Source organism: Nocardia sp. CC201C (assembly GCF_030010695.1).
Lineage (GTDB): Bacteria > Actinomycetota > Actinomycetes > Mycobacteriales > Mycobacteriaceae > Nocardia > Nocardia otitidiscaviarum.
Genome location: NZ_JASCXP010000028.1, coordinates 14,111 through 30,614, shown reverse-complemented (window position 1 = coordinate 30,614; position 16,504 = coordinate 14,111). Strand labels below are relative to the sequence as shown.

The following is a 16,504-nucleotide window of genomic DNA, read 5'->3' as shown; positions in this document are numbered from 1 at the left end:
CTTGGCCTCCCCGCGCCATTCCGTCTTGGCCAGCCCCTTGGCCGCGCGCACACCGTACTTCGACTCGACGGTCAACGGACCGAGCTGCTCGCCGCCCCACGACTCGGCGGTGCAACTGTAGGTCTGCACCCGAGCCTGCGCGGTGCCCGAGGCGGCGAACCCGAACATCGGCATCATGGCCATGACGGCCACCGGCAATCCCACGAGGTATCGAACTCTCACCAACTGCTCCTCACGTACCGAGCTGAACGAACGCCGCCCATCCTCACACAGCCGCCGCTGGGCCGTGGGGTGTGCTCTGGAAATGGTGTGAGCCGGGGTTACCGGCAACGACCTCCGAAGCCGAAAGGGACTGCTGCACGATCGGGTGACAGCGGTTAGGCAGCTCGAAGGGATACGGCCCCCATGGCTGGAAAGGTCTCTCAGGGAATGAGTGTCGGGTGCTGCCACAATGGGCCGCAAGCAGCGGATGACGCGGCGCGTTCGGGCCATCTTGGCAACCTTTCCGTCGTGACGCTGTCAGTCGGAGAAAGGTTCGAAGTTATGCAGGGGCAGTTACGGTACGGGGGGAATATCGGCCCGGGCAAGTTCGACTCCGCAGTCGTCGCGGCGCGCATCATCCCGCTGTCGGAGCTCATGCATATCCCAGGATTCATCGATCTCACGCCGGAGCAGATGTGGCGTGTCACCCACACGTCAGCGAACATGCAGTGGGTGTCACGGCCGGTGTACTGGATGCAACGCGGCCGAAGTGCCGCAATGCTGACAGGGATCGACCCCGACTACCAGGTCGAGCAGGTGCAGTTGGAGAACCGGGTGCGATCGGACCTGCACCGCGCAGTTTCATCGGCCGCCGCAGGCGAGTCGCAGTTGCTCGACCAGCTCGAATACGGTGCCCCAACGATGGTCTCGGGCACGCACAAACTCGAGGAACTGTTGGGTGGCGATCGAGGCGACGGCCCGATCGTGTTCATGTTCGATGGGCCGGACGCCCATGCGACCGAACCGTTCCACGAGATCGACACGGCAGGCGATCGTGAGGAGCGAGTACGGTTGGCGCTGCGACGCTGGAATTCCGATTTCCTGGACCTGGTGCCGGATTTCGCCGCCGAACTGCATGCCCGACTATGTGACGTGCACGTCTGCCGATGGCACTCGGAGGGTCAGGCTCTGCTCTATTTCGTCGAAGACGCCGATGGCGACACGGTGGTATGGGTGGGATGGGATCCGCACACCTTCACCGGACCGACGCCACCGTTCTGGGAGACGCTGCCACCGGCGGTGCACCGGTTTCTCACGGATGTGCACCCTGGGTTCACCATGCTCGACGGCGAATCCTACGGCCTTGCCCAGCCGTCGCATATGTCGACTTTCGCAACATGGGCGGGCTGGCTGGGTGCCATCCCCGACTGGAACCGCGAGGATGTCATCGACTCGACAGAGATGCTGTGGTTGACAGGCAACGGCTTCGACACCGCCTTGTGTTCGTCGCCCGAACTGGCTGTCGGTGAAGTAGCGGTGCTTTTCGAGAATGATTTCGACATCCGCGAACTGGGCAAGGAATTGGACACTTTGATGCGCTCGGCGCTACGCCTGTAGCCACCACGTGGTCACCTGAGTTTGCTGGGCAAAGTAGCAACGGTGTTGCTGCGTCGCTGTTCCTGCAAACCCTCGCGATGGTCGCAGGATTCGAGGCCAACCTCAACCACCTACGCACCCGCGAGGGCATGGGCAAGGCCCGCGCGAAAAGCCGCCTCAGAAGCCGCCATTTCTCTATCAGCGCTTCCCGGCGCTGGGAAGCGCCGACGGATTGAGATCGCCCCTCCTGCGGGAGGATCAGGTGCATGGCACTGCCTCCTCGAGACGAGGATTCGGTCTCGTTCGGGTAGTGCCGGAGGGATGGGGTTGCTGTGGATCATTTCGAAATCGGCTGCTGGGCCGCGGTATCGACGCTGCTGGGTCGTCATGAGTCCGAGATCGAGCGGGCGCCATGCGAGAACTGAAGCCGCAGCAGCGTGCCAGGTGGCCGCGAGTTGCAGACATCCGACTTGCCGGATGTCCGTCGCGCAAAGCGCCCGGCGAATCCCGGATAAACCGCTTTCGTCGGGATGGGATTTCACTGTCGGAATCAAGTGATCCAGCTTTGCCGCACACTCGTCGAGGCGCATCGTGACGCCCGGAGGCGCAGGCGAGATCAGCAGGATTGTCGACCGGATTCTGGCCGTACAGGGTCCTTTCACGCCGGACTCTCTCTCCGAGGCGTGCTCGGTCACGCTGCTCGAGGTGCCCTGCACCAATCCTCACGTGCGCGAATTCGAGGCACACCCCGAGACGGGTCCATTGTCGACAATCACCTTCCGTGGATCTCGTACGTTGTCCGGTCCCCCGAAGGGCTTGGTGACAATGCACGTCTCGGCGGGATGCCGAATCACCCAGACCGATCTCACGACTCGCTTCCACCTTTCCTCCGAGCAGGTCAGCGTCAACCCTCGGATACCACCAGAGGGAATCATCTCGTTCCAGGAGAGGCGCGGTCCCAGAACGCTGTACCTACAGTTCACCGCGGGAGCTAGGACGCTTCGCGCAATCAGCGTGCACGAGACGCCATGAGCCGAGTCTCGCAACTCGTCGAAGAAATCGCCGGCCGTACCAGCAACCTGCTGCGGCGGGCCGGCGAGGGCTTCGTCACCCGCTACCGGGCCGGCAGCGGCGGACTGCGCAACACGGCTACCGGGCTGAACAGCGCTGATCAACGCAATGCACCGAAGTTCACCTGGGAGCGTGCTTCGACGATCGCATGGACGACCTCCGCTGGATTGTGGGGCTACCAGATCCTGGCCAGTGACAGCGCAGGACAGGCGGGACCTTCCAGCGACGGACCGGTTCAGGAAGTGGACGCGCTCGTCGAATTGTCTCCCACGCTGGAGAAGGCTTTGCAGGATTTGGAAGCGGATGGCTGGATCATTCGATGGGGACCGAAAGGCAGCGGATTTTACGCGGTACGAGATCAAAAGTTGATCAACATCGACATCGCTGTGAAGGGAGACAATCTGCTGCTGACAGATTACCTGGCTCATGAGGCCGGACACGCCAGGAAGAGCGACGTAACCCTTTCGATAAAGCCTCCTACAAAGGATATGACACGCGAGCAGTGGATAGATGAGCATCTGTACAATGCATTCGTCGATGAAGCCGAGGCTGAACTAATGTCCGCGCAGGTGCGGAGAGAAATCTCGGAGAACGGCGGTCCGGATATCCGACCTTTTGACAGAGGCGGAGACGGCATACAATTCGCCGTCGAGGTCGCCTACAATAGCCATGCCAGTGGCGCGATATCCCGCCAAGAGGCGCGTCTCATAATCGCCGACAGCATCAACCACCCGAATTCGTTTTGGTATCAGGAATACTATCCCTTCTATCAGAAACTGTCTGACAACTACTTCGGAAATTAGGTGCCCGATGGAATATGAGCGAGCGACACATTCGTCGGCAGATGAGGCCCGCACCCGGACCCGTAGTCCACGGTGACGGCGGTCGGTGATGACGGGTGGGCCTGGGGAACAGGTATTGCGGCAGTTGAGGCGGATAGCGGCCGACATGGTCATACTTCTCAGCCGCCAGACCGGTCCTCACCTGCACGGCACACTGGGCGACCTGGCCGAGGAGGTCCGCGCGGCACGCAGCAGAATCGCCAGTGCCGCCGAGCGGGGCGGGCGTGAGATCGAGAAAGCCGGTGAGGGGCTGAGTCCCGATGGCACGGGATCGAATCCACTCGAAGACAGTGCCCCGGCACCGCCGCTTCTGATAGACCGGTCCATTCCAGGTCAGCGGTACTATAAACAAGATCCGACGAGTCCGCGGCTCTATTCCGAAGGCACAGTGGGCCCGGGCGGCGAGCTCTACATGACCATTCGAACCCAACTGGAAAATGGGCAGCGCTCGGAACTATTGAAGGGCGCAGAGCAGTTCCGGGCCATCATGAAATTCTTTGAAGGTAAATTCACCTCGATACTGGGGAACTGGCAGTGGGGTTCAAATCTCGCCCGCTTCAACGAACTCACCGCTCGCGGATTGTCATCAGAGGTCGCGGCGGCGCAGACATGGACGGGGAAGCAGGCAGCAAGCGCAGGCTATCGAGCAGTACGACTCCTGAACGCTCAGGGCGATCCTGGATCGTACACAACCGTGGAGGTAGAGTTCACACGATGAACGATCGTGATCCGATTTTAGACAAACGGGAAATAGGCGAGCGGACAATTGCACTGGTAATCCAGATGCACCAGGGGGGCCTGTCCCCCTCTCGAATTCTGCGAGAGATCATCAGCCTTTACCCGAACGTATCGACACCCGAACTGATGGATGTGATGCGGAGCGCATTCTCCCTACCCTACCCAGCGGTTCAGTGCATCGGGGGCTGGTGGACGGATGGGACTGGTGAACTTTCCGACACCGAACTCGATGCCTTCTTGGTCGAAGAAATTTCCAAGGCATTACCGCAATGGGGCAACGATAGCGGTGAATGATCGAAACCCGCCGGTCCGGAACCCCGTGAACACGCGTCGGTGCCGCGAGTGATCTGAGTCACATCGCGTCAGGAAACTCGGGACTGCGGTGTCTGGTGCGTGAACCCCTCGGAGTGAAGGAGACATCATGGGCGAGAACATCGATGTGGTCGTGGTCGGCGGCGGGTACGCCGGGATCATGGCGGCCAATCGCCTGACCCAGCGCGACGACGTGACGGTGACCGTGATCAATCCACGGTCGGTCTTCGTTCCGCGGCTGCGACTGCATCAGCTGGTGGGCGGTACCCACGACGCGGTCGTCGAATACCCGGACGTGCTCGCCGAGGGCGTCCGGTTGGTCGTCGACAACGTCACCGGCATCGACGCGGCCGGACGCGGCGTGACGCTGGCCGAGGGCGGCCGGATCGGCTACGACTACCTCGTCTACGCGGTGGGCAGCGGCAGCGCGGGGCCGCGGGTACCGGGCGCGGCCGAGTTCGCCTATCCGATAGCCACATTGGAGGCGGCACGGCGCTTGCGCTCGGTGCTGTTCGACACGCCGATGTCGGCGGCGGTGACGGTGGTCGGGGGCGGGCCGACCGGGATCGAGACCGCCACGGAACTGGCGGAGCAGGGGCGCAGCGTCACCCTCATCTGCGGTGGTGGCCTCGGGCCGTATCTGCACCCGCGGGCGCGCCGCACCGCGCGCACCTACCTCACCAAGCTCGGCGTCGGCCTGCTGGAGGGTCCGGATACCGCGGTCGCCGCGGTGACGTCGGACGCCGTGGAACTGCGGGACGGTCGCACCCTGGCGAGCCGGGTCACCATCTGGACCGCGGGGTTCGGGGTGCCGGAGCTGGCCGCGCGCAGCGGTCTGCGCACCGATGCCGCGGGGCGACTGCTCACGGACGAGACTCTGACCAGCGTGGACGATGAGCGGATCGTCGCGGCGGGTGACGCGTCGGCACCCTCGGATCTGCCGTTCCGAATAAGCGCCTACGCGGCGGGCTGCCTGGGCGCGCACGCCGCCGACACCGTCCTGCACCGGATCGCGGGTGAGCGGCCGACGCCGATCGACCTGTCCTTCCCCGCCATGTGCATCAGTTTCGGCCGCCGCGCCGGCATCTTCCAGCTCGGTCGCAAGGACGACACCGCACTGCCGCTGTACTTCACCGGATTCGCGGGCCGCACACTGAAGGAGTTCTCCTGCGCCGCCAGCGTCGAACATCTGGTGACGGAGGCGGACAAGCCCGGTTCGCACCACTGGCCCAAGGACGGCAGGCATCGACCGGCCCTGCTGGCCCAGCGCGGCGACGCCACGGCACCCGTCGCATAGGACGGGAGCGAACCCGATGGACACCACGCGCGAACCCGGCCGACCCCGGCGGTCCGGCGTGCCCGCCGACCCCCGCATCGCCGTCGCCGCGACGGAGACCTTTCTCGCCCACCGCAATTTGCTGTTCACCGTCGCCTATGAAATGCTCGGCTCGGCCGCCGACGCCGAGGACGTGCTCCAGGAGACGTGGCTGAGCTGGGTGAAGGTGGACGCGGCGGAGGTCGCCGATCCGCGTGCCTACCTGGTGCGGATCACCACCCGGCAGGCACTGAACCGACTGCGGTCGTTGAAACGCCGCCGGGAATCGTACGTGGGGTCCTGGCTGCCGGAGCCGCTGCTGACCACCCCGGATGTGGCGGCGGATGTTGAACTGGCCGAAAGCGTTTCGATGGCGCTCATGCTGGTACTCGAGACGCTGACCCCGACCGAGCGGGCCGTGTTCGTGCTGCGCGAGGCTTTCGGGATCGGCTACGACGAGATCGCGGCCGCGGTGGACAAGACCCCCGCGGCCGTGCATCAGATCGCCCATCGCGCCCGCCGCCACGTCGAGGCCCGACGTCCGCGCCGCACGGTCACGGCCGACCAGGCCGAGGCCGCCGTCGAGGCATTCCGGCACGCCCTGGAAACGCGGGACCTGAGCGGACTGCTCGCGGTGCTCGCCCCCGACGTGGTGGCGATCAGCGACGGCGGCGGCATCAAACAGGCGTCTCCGCGGCCGATCCACGGCGCCGACAAGGTATCCCGCTTCATCGTCGGCGGGCTCACCAAGACGCTCACCACCACCGATATCACGATCACCGTCGAGCCGGCCACGGTCAACGGCGGTCCCGCACTCGCCCTGTACGCGGACGGCGAACTCGACGGCGTCATCGCCGTCCACGTCGAGGATGCGCACATCACCGGCCTCTTCTATGTCCGCAATCCGCGCAAACTCACCCACGTCGACTCCGAAACCCACCTCACGCTTCGATGATGTACACGGGAGGTTGCACGAGCACCGATGAATGTCGAGCCCGCGGGAGGTCTACCGGATTATGCGGAAACTTGTCTACACCTACGGTGTATCCCTGGACGGCTACATGAACGACCGCGACGGCGGCATCGGCTGGACCACCCCGGACGACGAACTGCACCAGTTCCACAACGACCGCTTCCGCGAGCTCGAGATCTCGCTGCACGGCCGTCGCATGTACGAGCTGATGGCCGACTACTGGCCGCACGTCCCCGAGGACGCTCCACCCATCGAACGCGATTTCGCCGAGCTCTGGACCGGCAAACCGAAGGTCGTCTTCTCCCGGACCCTGACCGAAGTCCACTGGAACAGCACCCTGGTTCGAGAGAACGGGGTCGAGGAGGTCCGCGCGCTCAAGGCGGGAGGCGACGGCGTCATGGAGGTCGGCGGCGCGAGTCTGGCCGCCGCACTGCTCCCCCACGGCCTCATCGACGAGTACCAACTGTTCGTCTCGCCGATCCTGCTCGGCGGCGGCACTCCGATGTTCCCGCCCCTTGACAAGCACATCCCGCTGCGCTTGGCCGAAACGCGACACTTCAGCACCGCGGTACTGCTGCGCTACCTCGCCGAGTGAACCCTCGTTCAGACCGGGATGAGCCGTGTCCTGAACCCCGCATGGCCGTTCTCGGAGCCGGATACGCCGAATCCGATGTCGGGAGCGGCCTGCTGCGGCTGCATCAGCTCGCCATCGGGCAGCGATTGCGCCACCCGGCCGGAAGCGCCACCGAGCGACGGTGTTTCGGCGGCGTGGCCTATCCCGCGAGCCGTTCGACCGTCGCGAGCCAGGCGGGTGCGCCGTCCGGGGTGAATCGGGTTTCGATGATCTCCGGTGCGATGTCGGCGACGTGCCAGTCGGGGTCGTGGTCGAAGGGGGCTGCCAGCGCGTCGCGGCTCACGGGGTGCGGGCCGAGGTCGGGGCCGTTGTCGCCGAAGCAGAGGATGAACAGTCGGGAGCCGGGGGTGGTCACCGATGTGAGGCTGTGCGCGTAGGCCGTTCGCTCGTCGGCGTCGAAGGTGTGGAAGAGGCCGCTGTCGACGATGGTGTCGAAGGTGCGGTGCAGCAGGTGCAGCCGGAAGGCGTCGGCCACGGCGAATTCGGCGTGGAGTCCACGGGCGGTCGCCTTGCGCCGGGCCATGGCGATGGCGGTCTCGGCCACGTCCACGCCCAGGACCGCGGCCCCGGCAGCGGCGATGTGGAGTGTGTTCTCACCGGTTCCGCAGCCCGCGTCGAGGACGGTGCGACCGAACGCCCCCGCCGCCGCCAGCCGTACGATTGCCGGCTGCGGGCGACCGGTGTCCCACGGGGCGGGTTCGTCCCGATACGACTCGTCCCAGGACAGGCCCGACCGGCGTTCGTGACTGGTTGGCTGCCGATCCGCCAGCGGTTCGTTCACGGTGCTCCCATCCGGCCACCGCGCCCGGCCGACGCTCGTCAGGACAGGTCCGCACCCCGGTCCCGCTGAACCTGCTTCCAGAGCGCGAGCGGCATGAAATCGTAAGCGGTGCCCAGGATTACCGGCTCCGGGAACACCTGTTCCGGCTGATTCTGCAGATGCACGCTCAAGACGTGCACCTCACCGTCGATCCGGCACCACCGAGCTTCGTGGCCGTTGCACTTGGTGATATGTGGGCCCGGTTCGTCGGCGCGCCCCATCACACGCCCCTATCCCTCCGCTGTGCGATCAGTCCGCAGCCATCGCCGCGATACGGCACGGCGGCTCGAACTACCTGTGCTTGTTCAACATACCCGCAGCGGATCGAGGTTTCCACGTGTCGGGCAGATAGGAGGTCGGCGCGGCGATGCTCAGCCGACGTCGACCGTGGCGGCGAAGGCCAGCAGCAGCGTCGCGATCGTCTCCGGATCCTCCAGCATGGGGGTGTGACCGACGTCGGCCAGCGTCAGTGTGCCCGTCCTCGACTCCGAAGACGACCAGCATCGGAATAGTCATGCCCGCCAACCGGTTCGGGATCGGACGTGCTCCGCGATAGCGCCTGGACTCCGCAGCCGAGTCGGTGAACGACGTGTAGGTCATGGCGCGGATATCGACGACGACATCGTCCGGGATCTCGATATCGCGGGGAAAGGGCTGTCGAGCCCGTCGCGGATGGCTGCGTCGGTGCGCGGGCAGCGTAAACCCATCGCGCCGAGGCAGCGCCGGGCGAACGCGGTCTCGGATACGGGCCGAATCAGCGGTTCGGCGCGGCGGCGACCTCTCGTCGCCAGCGCGGCCACTCCCGGTAGGTGGCCGCGCGCAGCAACCACTCGACCGGACCGTAGCCGTGACCGCGCAACCACCACGCGCTGAACCGCAGCTGCATCAGGTAGGTCAACAGCGCGATACCCACCGCGACGGCGGGGGCGACCCGATCCGCCAAGGCCAGCCCGTACCCGGTGAACACCAGCATCATCACCACCGATTGCAGGATGTAGTTGCTCGCCGCCATGCGACCGGCCGGGGCCAGCCACGCGATCCCGCCCGCCCAGCGGCCGCGCGCCAACCAGACGACGGCTGCCATGTAGCCGAGCGTCACCACCGGATTCACCAACTCCTGCACGCCGTACCAGTGCGGGGGCAGACTGCCGTCCGTGGCCGCGAAGAAGAGGGTCGCGAGCGATACCGGCAGCCCGACGAGCCCGCCCGCGGCGAGCCCTACGCGCGTCCAGCGGCGCAGCAGGTCGGCGTTCTCGAAGATCCGCCGCTTCCCGGCCGCCATGCCGATGAGGAACATGCCCAGGCTCGGAACGCCCTGCGTGAGCCAGATGAGGAACATGAACGCCGGCGCGATGTCGAGTTGGGCGTGGAAGGTGTCGGCGGGACTGCCGGTGTATCCGGCCCGCATGGCCTGGAGGTCGAAGACGGCACGCAGACCTTCGATTTCGCCGCTGCCGGGCAGGAAGGAGAACGCCACGAACACCAGGTACAGCACCACGCCCGCGATGAACGCCGTCCGGGGCCGGATCTTGCGCAGCAGCACCAGGATCAGCCCCAGCGCCGCGTAGAGGGTGAGGATATCGCCGAACCAGAGCAGCATCACGTGTGCGAGACCGATCAGGAACAGGGCCAGGCACCGCCGTAGCAGCCGTGGCACCGGCCGCGCTCGCGCCCGCTCGGCCGCCGTGATCTGCAGCGTGAACGAGTAACCGAACAGGAAGGCGAACAGCAGGTAGAACCGGCCGATGAACAGCCCGTCGACGATCGCGTAGACGAACCGGTCGATCGTCCCGTCGTAGAGGTGACGCGGGTCGTCGTCCGTGCCGGTGAACGACAGCACCGTCGTGAGGACCACGACGTTGGTGATCAGGATCCCGAACAACGCGAATCCCCGCAGAATATCGATTTCTCCGATACGGCGAACACTGGACGATGCGGCAGGCGAACCGGACATGGGGCAACGCTATGTCCCACCACCCACTCTCACATCCACCGCGCGGGTCAACCGCGACACCGCCATCTGATACCTCGGGACTACGAGCCGCATATGAAGGGGTTCCGGTAGTAATCGCGCGGAAGCCAACACATGGGGCCGGACCAGCAGCGATTGCTTTGTGATCGGTTCGGGGTTGCCCACCGCACTCTTATGTGTGACTGTCTGCAACACATTTGCCGGTCGGTGTGGACCACGGAGCGTGATGTCGCTTCTTCGTGGGTGCGCGCCGGGTCACGAAGGAGTTCCCGAACTGGCCGCCGCGGTCGAGGGCGCGACGCGCGTCGGACCGATCCGGGTATTGCAGAAGTGGCACAGTTATTTCCGTGCGTCAGCGGGGCCCGGCTGGGCGTTGGTCGGCGACGCCGGGCATTTCAAGGACTACTCCCTGGGGCAGGGGCAGTCCGATGCGTTCCGCCAAGCCGAACACCTGGCCCAGCGGCTGATCGACGGCCTGTCACCCGGCGGTGACCTCGACGAGGAACTCGCGGCATGGTGGCGTTGGCGCGACCGCGACGCCTGGCAGATGTATTGGGCCAACTCACTTCTCGGAGAACCGCAGCTGCCCGACGGTTCGGCCGATGCCCTGTTCGAGCTCGCCGCCCGCGATGACGCTCTGGCCATGGACTTCGCCCGCATCTTCAACAAGAAGGTCACTCCCCTGCGGGCCGCGGCCGCGCCGCCACGGCTGGCACGGTTCGCGCCCGGGGTGCCGCGTTCCCATGTCGGGCTCGCGCCGGCCGAACTGTCGCGCAACGCGCAGGCCAGCGCCGAGTTCCTCGCGTTCAGCATCCAGTTGCTGGCCCGCCATCCGCGCACGCCGTGGTCCCGCCGATACCGGAGCGCGATGCGCCCGGCAGCCTGAGCACCCGTCGCTACCGGAATTCACCGGCGCAGTAGCCGGAAGAAGGTGCGGATGTCGTCGACGAACAGATCGGGGACTTCGAAGGCGGGGAAGTGCCCGCCCTCGGCGTGTGCGCGGAAGAAGGCGACGGCGTCACCGGCGCCGAGAACCTTACGTACGAACGGATCGCTGTAGAACAGGGACTGGCCTTGGGGCACCGGCGAGGACCCACCCCAACCGGTGTTCTCGGCATGCGCCATCTCCCAGTAGAAGTCGGCGGCCGCGGGCCCGGTCCGGGTGAACCAGTACAGGCTGGCGGTGATCAGGACGTTCTCCCGGCTGATCGGGGTCGCGGGATTGGCCCACTCCACGAACTTCTCCGCGATCCACGCCAACTGCAGGATCGGGGAATCGGCCAGCCCGGCCGACAGCGCGTTGGGTTCGGTCGAATGCAGCACCCGATACCCCTTCATCTGTGCCCAACTCCGTTGCGCCGCTTCGAGTTGCTTGCGCTCCTCGGCGTCGAGTCCCACGGGAACGGGGAGGTCCTCGCCGACCATCCCGACCTGGAGCCGGTCACCGTGCGTATGGGCGCCGATGACCCGCGCGGGCAGCAGCGCGGCGACTCGGCCGGTGACCCCCGCGCCGATATCGCCGCCCTCGACACCGAAGCGGTCGTAGCCCAGCCGCGTCATCAGCTCCCCGAACGCCGACGCCGTCCGGTCGAGGTTCCAGCCGCCCGCCGAGAGCGGGCTCGAGAACACGAATCCGGGCAGCGACGGAATCACCAGATGGAAGGCATCCGCCGGGTCGCCGCCGTGGGCGCGGGGATCGGTCAGCGGCCCACTCGCGGCGAGGAACTCCACGAACGAGGTCGGATAGCTGTGGTTGAGCAGCAGCGGGGTGGCGTCGGGTTCGGGTGAGCGCAGGTGCAGGAAGTGGATGGTCTGCCCGTCGATCTCGGTCACGAAATGCGGCAGCGTGTTCAAGTCGGCTTCGTGTGCGCGCCAGTCGAATCCGTCGGCCCAGTACGAGGCCAGCTCGCGCAGGTAGTCCGGTGCGATGCCGTGGTCCCACCGCGAGCCCGCGCCGGGCACCGGATACGGCGAACGGGTGCGGGCCAAACGGTCACGCAGATCATCGAGCTCAGCCTGCGGAATCTGAATCCGGAAGGGAATGATGTCGGCGTTCATGACCTCAACCTAGAGTCGCCGCAGGTCGGAAACTGTCCTAGATCAGCAACCCGACAGGTGTGTCGTGCGGCACTGCCGCACCCTCGACATGCGGCAGGGCACGCATACTTCGAACCTAATTGTGTTAGGTTGAAACCTAATAGTCATAGGAAGAAGGGAGTCGCATGTCCCCGCGCGCAGGGCTCAGCGCCGAGCGAATCACCAGCGCGGCGGCCGAACTCGCCGACCAGATCGGGTTCGACAAGGTCACCCTGTCCGCCGTCGCGCGGGGCTTCGGCGTCAAGGACCCGAGCCTGTACGCACATGTGCGCAATCTGCACGACCTGCGAGCGCGTATCGCGCTGCTGGCATCGGGTGAGATGGCCGATCGCATCGCGGCGGCGGTGGCGGGACGGTCGGGTCGCGCCGCGCTGTTCGGGTTCGCCGGGGCTTATCGCGGCTATGCGCTCGACCACCCGGGCCGCTACGCCGCCACCCAGATGCGCTTGGACCCTGCCGAGGTGGGCGACCACCCCGCCTTTCCGCGCACGATCGAACTCACCACCGCCCTGCTGCGCGGGTACGGACTCGACGAGCCCGCGGCCACCGACGCGGTTCGCCTGCTCCGCAGCACCTTCCACGGCTTCGCCACCCTGGAGGCGGCCGGCGGCTTCGCCCACCCCCGCCCCACCGACACGTCGTGGGAACACATCCTCGACGCCCTGCACCGCACACTCGAGCAGTGGCGGCACACCGATAAGGAGCACGGACAATGAGATCCGGGACGGTTCGATCCGGCACCCTGAAAACCCCCGGCGCGACCATCTACCACGAGGTGCGCGGCAGCGGACCGCTGCTGCTCATGATCCCCGGCGGCGGTGGAGACGCGGGCGTCTTCGACGCCATGGCCGAGGTCCTCGAGCGGTATTTCACCGTCGCCGCACTCGACCCGCGCGGCTACTCCCGCAGCACCCTGGACAGCGGTCACCCGGAGCGACAGCGGGTTGCCGTGCAGAGCGACGACGCCCACCGGCTGCTCGCGCACCTGAGCGATGAGCCCGCCTTCGTTTTCGGCACCAGCAACGGTGCCATCGTCGGCCTGGACCTGCTGGCCCGCCATCCCGAGCAGGTGCGGACACTGGTCGCACACGAGCCGCCATGCTTCGCCGTGCTGCCCGATGCCGAGGTCCATCGCGCCATGGCCGACGAGGTGTACGACCTCCTGCGGGTCGAAGGTGTCGCCGCCGCCGGGGCCCGCTTCCTCGCCGGAATCGGCCCGGCTATGAAGCCCGCACCCGAGGTCTCGGAGCTGAGTCCGCGCGCCGCGGCCCTCTGGGATCGCCTGGCGGCCAACGCTCCGCGCATGATCGAGCACGAGTTGCGCGAATTCACCTCCTACGTCCCGGATTACGCCGCGCTGGCGGCAGTGTCGGAGCGACTGGTGTTGGCGGCGGGACGGGAGACCCGAGGCTGCCTGCCGTACCGTCCGGCCGAGCTGATCGCCGAGCGTCTCGGCCGCGAGCTGGTCGAATTCCCGGGGGCGCACAACGGGACCCGAACCGACGCGCCCGAATTCGCCGAGCGGCTCCTCGGCGCGTTCACGGCGACCGGGTGACCGTGCGACGAGCCGGCATTCGGAGATACGAGCGCACGCGGCAGTGCGGGCGGCGTGCCGCTGGTGGCAGGACGGCTCACGTGTCGAAGTCGCCGATCGGGTAGGGAAAGTCGGCCATCGTCACCTTGACGATGGCGAACGGCTCGACCTCGGTCGTCGCCCTCAGTTCCGGGGGGCGGGACACGTCCAGGGGATGCGGCCAGCCCTCGGGAGCGCCCAACTCGACCTGTTGGAAGTGTCGCCTGTCGATGACGTGGACATGGGCGGTGAGGTCGCGGAAGTCGTCGGTGCCAGCGCCTTTGACCTTGTAACCGCCGCCATCCTCGTCGAGACCGTATGCGAAGAGGGATCGTCCCTTGAACAGCCCCATGAAGATGGGTATGTCGAAATGGGTGTCAGCGCAGACGGCGGGTGGACCGTCGGGGTAGCGTCTTCCGGCCTCGTCACCCCAGCTGGTCTGACGCGGTTCGAGGGTGCGGATCGCGTCGCGGGTGCCGTGGAAGACGATCCGGTCGCCGTATCGTGCGACCAGATCCTCCAACGCCTGGCGCCCGCTGAGCATGAGAGGCCCGTCCGCATCTACGTCCGGCACACCGGACGAGGACTGCGGCCGCTCGGAGTCCGGCTGTGTGGCAGCGGTATTCCGGTCCGTGTGTGGCCCCGAATCACTCCGGTCCAACTCGGATGCGAGCTGCTTGTCCTTGGCTGTGGCCCCTTCCAGGGCGACCCGTGTCTCCTGCGGGAATTGGCCGTACATCGCGCTGATTCGCGGAGCCGCTCTGGCGACAAGCGCGTCGGCGAGGCGTTTGGCCGCGTGCAGCATTCGCGCGATGATCTCGCCGCCGCCAGACCCGCTCATCGAGGTTTCCTGTCGCTGTGATCGAACTGGTCAGGCAGCGAGGTCGCCGGTGACGAAGTCGACGCCACCCACGCACCCTAAACGGCTGGCAATCGGACCGCATCCCCGGTCCACCCCACTGCGGCACCAGCCGGAATCCGTGCCCGGCGGGTGATGCCAATCCTCAGGGCAGGGCGGCGACGCTGGCGAGAGTCCGTGCGGTGCCGTCGATTTCGAGCTGTATGTGCAGGTCGTTCGTGCCGCGCCAACTGTGCATGGTCACGTCGTTGCCGGACATGACCGGGCCGACGTGTTCGACGATGGCGCGGTGCGGTCGCGCGTGCAAATCCGGATGGTCGGTCAGGGCCTCTTCCACGGCCTGCCAGTGCACGGCGTTGTTCACGTGGTCGTGGCGGTCGAAATCGGTGGCGCGCAGGGGAAAGGGGCGGGCGTCGGTGGCGGGGGTGGTCTGCTCGTGCAGCGCGGCCTTCCAGCGCAGCCGGTGTTCGGTGGTCACCGCCAGCATGGGGGACATGAATCGGTCGGTCATGCGGGCCGGACGTCCCGCCTGCGGGTCCACATTGATCAGGAACTGCTCGACCTCGACGACGCCGCCCTGATCGCTGTGGATCTGGATGCGCGCGTTGAACCAGCGGTTGGACAGCGCCGACGGCCAGCGCCGCAACCGCACCCGGTCGCCGAACCGAATGGGCCGCAGCACGTCGATCACCGTGCGCCGCACCAGCCAGGCCGGATGCAGATGCCCGTCCTCGGCGGCGCGCAACTGGTCGTAGCCGATATCCATGGCGTAGCGCGCGATGCCGTCGAGACGCAGCCGCTCCCGAGTATCGGTGTCGGCCAGGCGGACCGCCCAACTCGCCTCGTACGCCTCACCGTCCGGGCGCGGCGGCAGCGGGAAGTCGATCACCGGTTGTTCGGTGCGGTACGCCGTTTCGGTCGGCAAGGGTTCCTCCGTCTGATGGATGGTGGTCGGTCACCGGATCGCGATCTCGCCCGGAACGCTACCCGCAACCATTGGGCATCCCAAGGATCTCCGGAGGCCCCGCTGGGACGGATCAGTACGTACCGACGATCTGATCGGCGGTGCGCTCCAGCCGCACGGCCGTCAGCACCTCGGAGACGCCCAGCGCGAGGGTGAACAGGCCGACCACCACCGACAGGGTGGCGATGGATTGGAACGGCACCACGGCCACCGCGATGCCGACGACCGTCGTGGTCAGTCCGACCGCTTCCTGCCGTCCCGCGCCCGCGAGTTCGTCCGACCAGGCCGCCACCAGCGCCAGCACCACACCGCGCGCCATCCAGCCCATGCCCACCCACATGCCCAGCAGCGGAACCCATTCGCCGCTGCCGAAGCACCAGTACGCCAGGGCGGCCGCCAGCAGGGCGCTGAAGAAATCCAGGAACCGCAGCGCGGTCGGTATGTTCGCACCTAATGCAACGATCGCCTGCACCGCCGCGGTGGCGAGGAGGACCAACCCGAACAGGGTGCCCGCCACGGTGGTGGACTTGTTCGGCCAGACCGCCGTCGCCAGCCCGAGCACGGCGGAGCACACGCCGATCACCAGCAGTGTCTGCCAAGCCCACTCGGCGAACACCGCGGTACGCCCCTCGATCCGATTGGTGGGCATAGAGCAATGATATGACCGGAAAGTCGGATTACCTGGACATTTGCATCGATGGCATGTCGGCACCCGCTGTGGAAACGGCCGTCCAGTCGGTAGCTGGCCGCCGCTCG

The 16,504-nt window shown here is 66.5% G+C and carries 18 protein-coding genes and 1 pseudogene; 11 read left to right on the top strand and 8 right to left on the bottom strand.

Going from position 1 to position 16,504, the window contains the following annotated elements; genetic code table 11:
• Positions 1-222 (bottom strand): hypothetical protein (locus QK444_RS05435; RefSeq protein ID WP_282777688.1); only part of this gene is annotated, 222 nt, incomplete at its 3' end.
• A 183-nt stretch (positions 223-405) separates the two neighbouring features.
• Here QK444_RS05435 and QK444_RS05430 point away from each other — a divergent pair.
• The 8 genes and pseudogenes from QK444_RS05430 to QK444_RS05400 all read left to right on the top strand — a co-directional run bounded on the left by QK444_RS05430 (position 406) and on the right by QK444_RS05400 (position 7,424).
• A complete protein-coding gene (locus tag QK444_RS05430; protein ID WP_282777686.1) occupies positions 406-1,599 on the top strand; it encodes a hypothetical protein in 1,194 nt (397 codons plus the stop codon).
• 56 nt (positions 1,600-1,655) lie between these two features.
• A pseudogene (locus QK444_RS36445) lies at positions 1,656-1,766 on the top strand (resolvase); the annotation flags it as partial.
• A gap of 840 nt (positions 1,767-2,606) precedes the next feature.
• On the top strand, positions 2,607-3,452 hold the full coding sequence (locus QK444_RS05425) for a hypothetical protein (protein ID WP_282777684.1): 846 nt from the start codon (positions 2,607-2,609) through the stop codon (positions 3,450-3,452).
• A gap of 145 nt (positions 3,453-3,597) precedes the next feature.
• Positions 3,598-4,209 (top strand): hypothetical protein, encoded by a 612-nt coding sequence (locus QK444_RS05420; RefSeq protein WP_282777682.1) that lies wholly within the window; start codon positions 3,598-3,600, stop codon positions 4,207-4,209.
• Positions 4,206-4,523, top strand: coding sequence for a hypothetical protein (locus QK444_RS05415; protein WP_282777680.1), 318 nt, complete (start codon positions 4,206-4,208; stop codon positions 4,521-4,523). The genes QK444_RS05420 and QK444_RS05415 overlap by 4 nt, the downstream gene beginning before the upstream one ends.
• A 127-nt stretch (positions 4,524-4,650) precedes the next feature.
• Entirely contained in the window at positions 4,651-5,838 is a 1,188-nt protein-coding gene (locus QK444_RS05410) for an FAD-dependent oxidoreductase (RefSeq protein ID WP_282777678.1), read from the top strand.
• Positions 5,839-5,854: 16 nt separating this feature from the next.
• The gene (locus QK444_RS05405) at positions 5,855-6,811 is read left to right on the top strand and encodes an RNA polymerase sigma-70 factor (RefSeq protein WP_282777676.1); all 957 of its coding nucleotides are present in this window, start codon (positions 5,855-5,857) and stop codon (positions 6,809-6,811) included.
• A gap of 61 nt (positions 6,812-6,872) precedes the next feature.
• Positions 6,873-7,424 carry a dihydrofolate reductase family protein gene (locus QK444_RS05400; protein WP_282777674.1) on the top strand — a complete coding sequence of 184 codons (552 nt, stop codon included), beginning with the start codon at positions 6,873-6,875 and terminating at the stop codon, positions 7,422-7,424.
• A 178-nt stretch (positions 7,425-7,602) separates the two neighbouring features.
• On the opposite strand, the gene QK444_RS05395 is transcribed toward QK444_RS05400, so the two are convergent.
• From QK444_RS05395 to QK444_RS05385, 3 genes are all read right to left on the bottom strand, one after another.
• Complete coding sequence (locus tag QK444_RS05395) at positions 7,603-8,244, bottom strand: class I SAM-dependent methyltransferase (RefSeq protein ID WP_282777672.1); 642 nt, start codon at positions 8,242-8,244, stop codon at positions 7,603-7,605.
• Positions 8,245-8,282: 38 nt separating this feature from the next.
• The gene (locus QK444_RS05390; RefSeq protein WP_255056020.1) at positions 8,283-8,414 is read right to left on the bottom strand and encodes a hypothetical protein; all 132 of its coding nucleotides are present in this window, start codon (positions 8,412-8,414) and stop codon (positions 8,283-8,285) included.
• Positions 8,415-9,037: 623 nt separating this feature from the next.
• Positions 9,038-10,237, bottom strand: a complete 1,200-nt coding sequence (locus QK444_RS05385; RefSeq protein WP_282777668.1) for a DUF418 domain-containing protein — start codon at positions 10,235-10,237, stop codon at positions 9,038-9,040.
• A gap of 244 nt (positions 10,238-10,481) precedes the next feature.
• Here QK444_RS05385 and QK444_RS05380 point away from each other — a divergent pair, with 244 nt between their 5' ends.
• Positions 10,482-11,141: a hypothetical protein gene (locus tag QK444_RS05380; RefSeq protein WP_282777666.1), complete on the top strand. Its 660-nt coding sequence runs from the start codon at positions 10,482-10,484 to the stop codon at positions 11,139-11,141.
• Positions 11,142-11,161: 20 nt separating this feature from the next.
• Here the strand turns inward: QK444_RS05380 and QK444_RS05375 are convergent, their stop codons facing one another.
• Positions 11,162-12,313, bottom strand: coding sequence for an epoxide hydrolase (locus QK444_RS05375; RefSeq protein ID WP_282777664.1), 1,152 nt, complete (start codon positions 12,311-12,313; stop codon positions 11,162-11,164).
• Between the two features lie 164 nt (positions 12,314-12,477).
• Between QK444_RS05375 and QK444_RS05370 the strand changes: the two genes are divergently transcribed.
• Positions 12,478-13,068 carry a TetR/AcrR family transcriptional regulator gene (locus QK444_RS05370; RefSeq protein WP_282777662.1) on the top strand — a complete coding sequence of 197 codons (591 nt, stop codon included), beginning with the start codon at positions 12,478-12,480 and terminating at the stop codon, positions 13,066-13,068.
• Positions 13,065-13,907 (top strand): alpha/beta fold hydrolase, encoded by an 843-nt coding sequence (locus QK444_RS05365; RefSeq protein WP_282777660.1) that lies wholly within the window; start codon positions 13,065-13,067, stop codon positions 13,905-13,907. Before QK444_RS05370 ends, QK444_RS05365 begins: the two co-directional genes overlap by 4 nt.
• A gap of 76 nt (positions 13,908-13,983) precedes the next feature.
• Here the strand turns inward: QK444_RS05365 and QK444_RS05360 are convergent, their stop codons facing one another.
• The 3 genes from QK444_RS05360 to QK444_RS05350 form a co-directional block, all read right to left on the bottom strand.
• Positions 13,984-14,766 (bottom strand): hypothetical protein, encoded by a 783-nt coding sequence (locus QK444_RS05360; protein ID WP_282777657.1) that lies wholly within the window; start codon positions 14,764-14,766, stop codon positions 13,984-13,986.
• A gap of 163 nt (positions 14,767-14,929) precedes the next feature.
• A complete protein-coding gene (locus tag QK444_RS05355; RefSeq protein WP_282777656.1) occupies positions 14,930-15,709 on the bottom strand; it encodes an acyl-ACP thioesterase domain-containing protein in 780 nt (259 codons plus the stop codon).
• 112 nt (positions 15,710-15,821) lie between these two features.
• Positions 15,822-16,397 (bottom strand): DUF308 domain-containing protein, encoded by a 576-nt coding sequence (locus QK444_RS05350; protein ID WP_282777654.1) that lies wholly within the window; start codon positions 16,395-16,397, stop codon positions 15,822-15,824.
• Positions 16,398-16,504 lie beyond the last annotated feature (107 nt).

Coding starts and splice junctions, on each gene's coding strand:
- QK444_RS05360 (WP_282777657.1), bottom strand. CDS start 14,766: ATGAGCGGGTCTGGCGGCGGCGAGATCATCGCGCGAATGCTGCACGCG.
- QK444_RS05385 (WP_282777668.1), bottom strand. CDS start 10,237: ATGTCCGGTTCGCCTGCCGCATCGTCCAGTGTTCGCCGTATCGGAGAA.
- QK444_RS05350 (WP_282777654.1), bottom strand. CDS start 16,397: ATGCCCACCAATCGGATCGAGGGGCGTACCGCGGTGTTCGCCGAGTGG.
- QK444_RS05420 (WP_282777682.1), top strand. CDS start 3,598: ATGGTCATACTTCTCAGCCGCCAGACCGGTCCTCACCTGCACGGCACA.
- QK444_RS05405 (WP_282777676.1), top strand. CDS start 5,855: ATGGACACCACGCGCGAACCCGGCCGACCCCGGCGGTCCGGCGTGCCC.
- QK444_RS05410 (WP_282777678.1), top strand. CDS start 4,651: ATGGGCGAGAACATCGATGTGGTCGTGGTCGGCGGCGGGTACGCCGGG.
- QK444_RS05430 (WP_282777686.1), top strand. CDS start 406: ATGGCTGGAAAGGTCTCTCAGGGAATGAGTGTCGGGTGCTGCCACAAT.
- QK444_RS05365 (WP_282777660.1), top strand. CDS start 13,065: ATGAGATCCGGGACGGTTCGATCCGGCACCCTGAAAACCCCCGGCGCG.
- QK444_RS05425 (WP_282777684.1), top strand. CDS start 2,607: ATGAGCCGAGTCTCGCAACTCGTCGAAGAAATCGCCGGCCGTACCAGC.
- QK444_RS05370 (WP_282777662.1), top strand. CDS start 12,478: ATGTCCCCGCGCGCAGGGCTCAGCGCCGAGCGAATCACCAGCGCGGCG.
- QK444_RS05375 (WP_282777664.1), bottom strand. CDS start 12,313: ATGAACGCCGACATCATTCCCTTCCGGATTCAGATTCCGCAGGCTGAG.
- QK444_RS05415 (WP_282777680.1), top strand. CDS start 4,206: ATGAACGATCGTGATCCGATTTTAGACAAACGGGAAATAGGCGAGCGG.
- QK444_RS05400 (WP_282777674.1), top strand. CDS start 6,873: ATGCGGAAACTTGTCTACACCTACGGTGTATCCCTGGACGGCTACATG.
- QK444_RS05380 (WP_282777666.1), top strand. CDS start 10,482: ATGTCGCTTCTTCGTGGGTGCGCGCCGGGTCACGAAGGAGTTCCCGAA.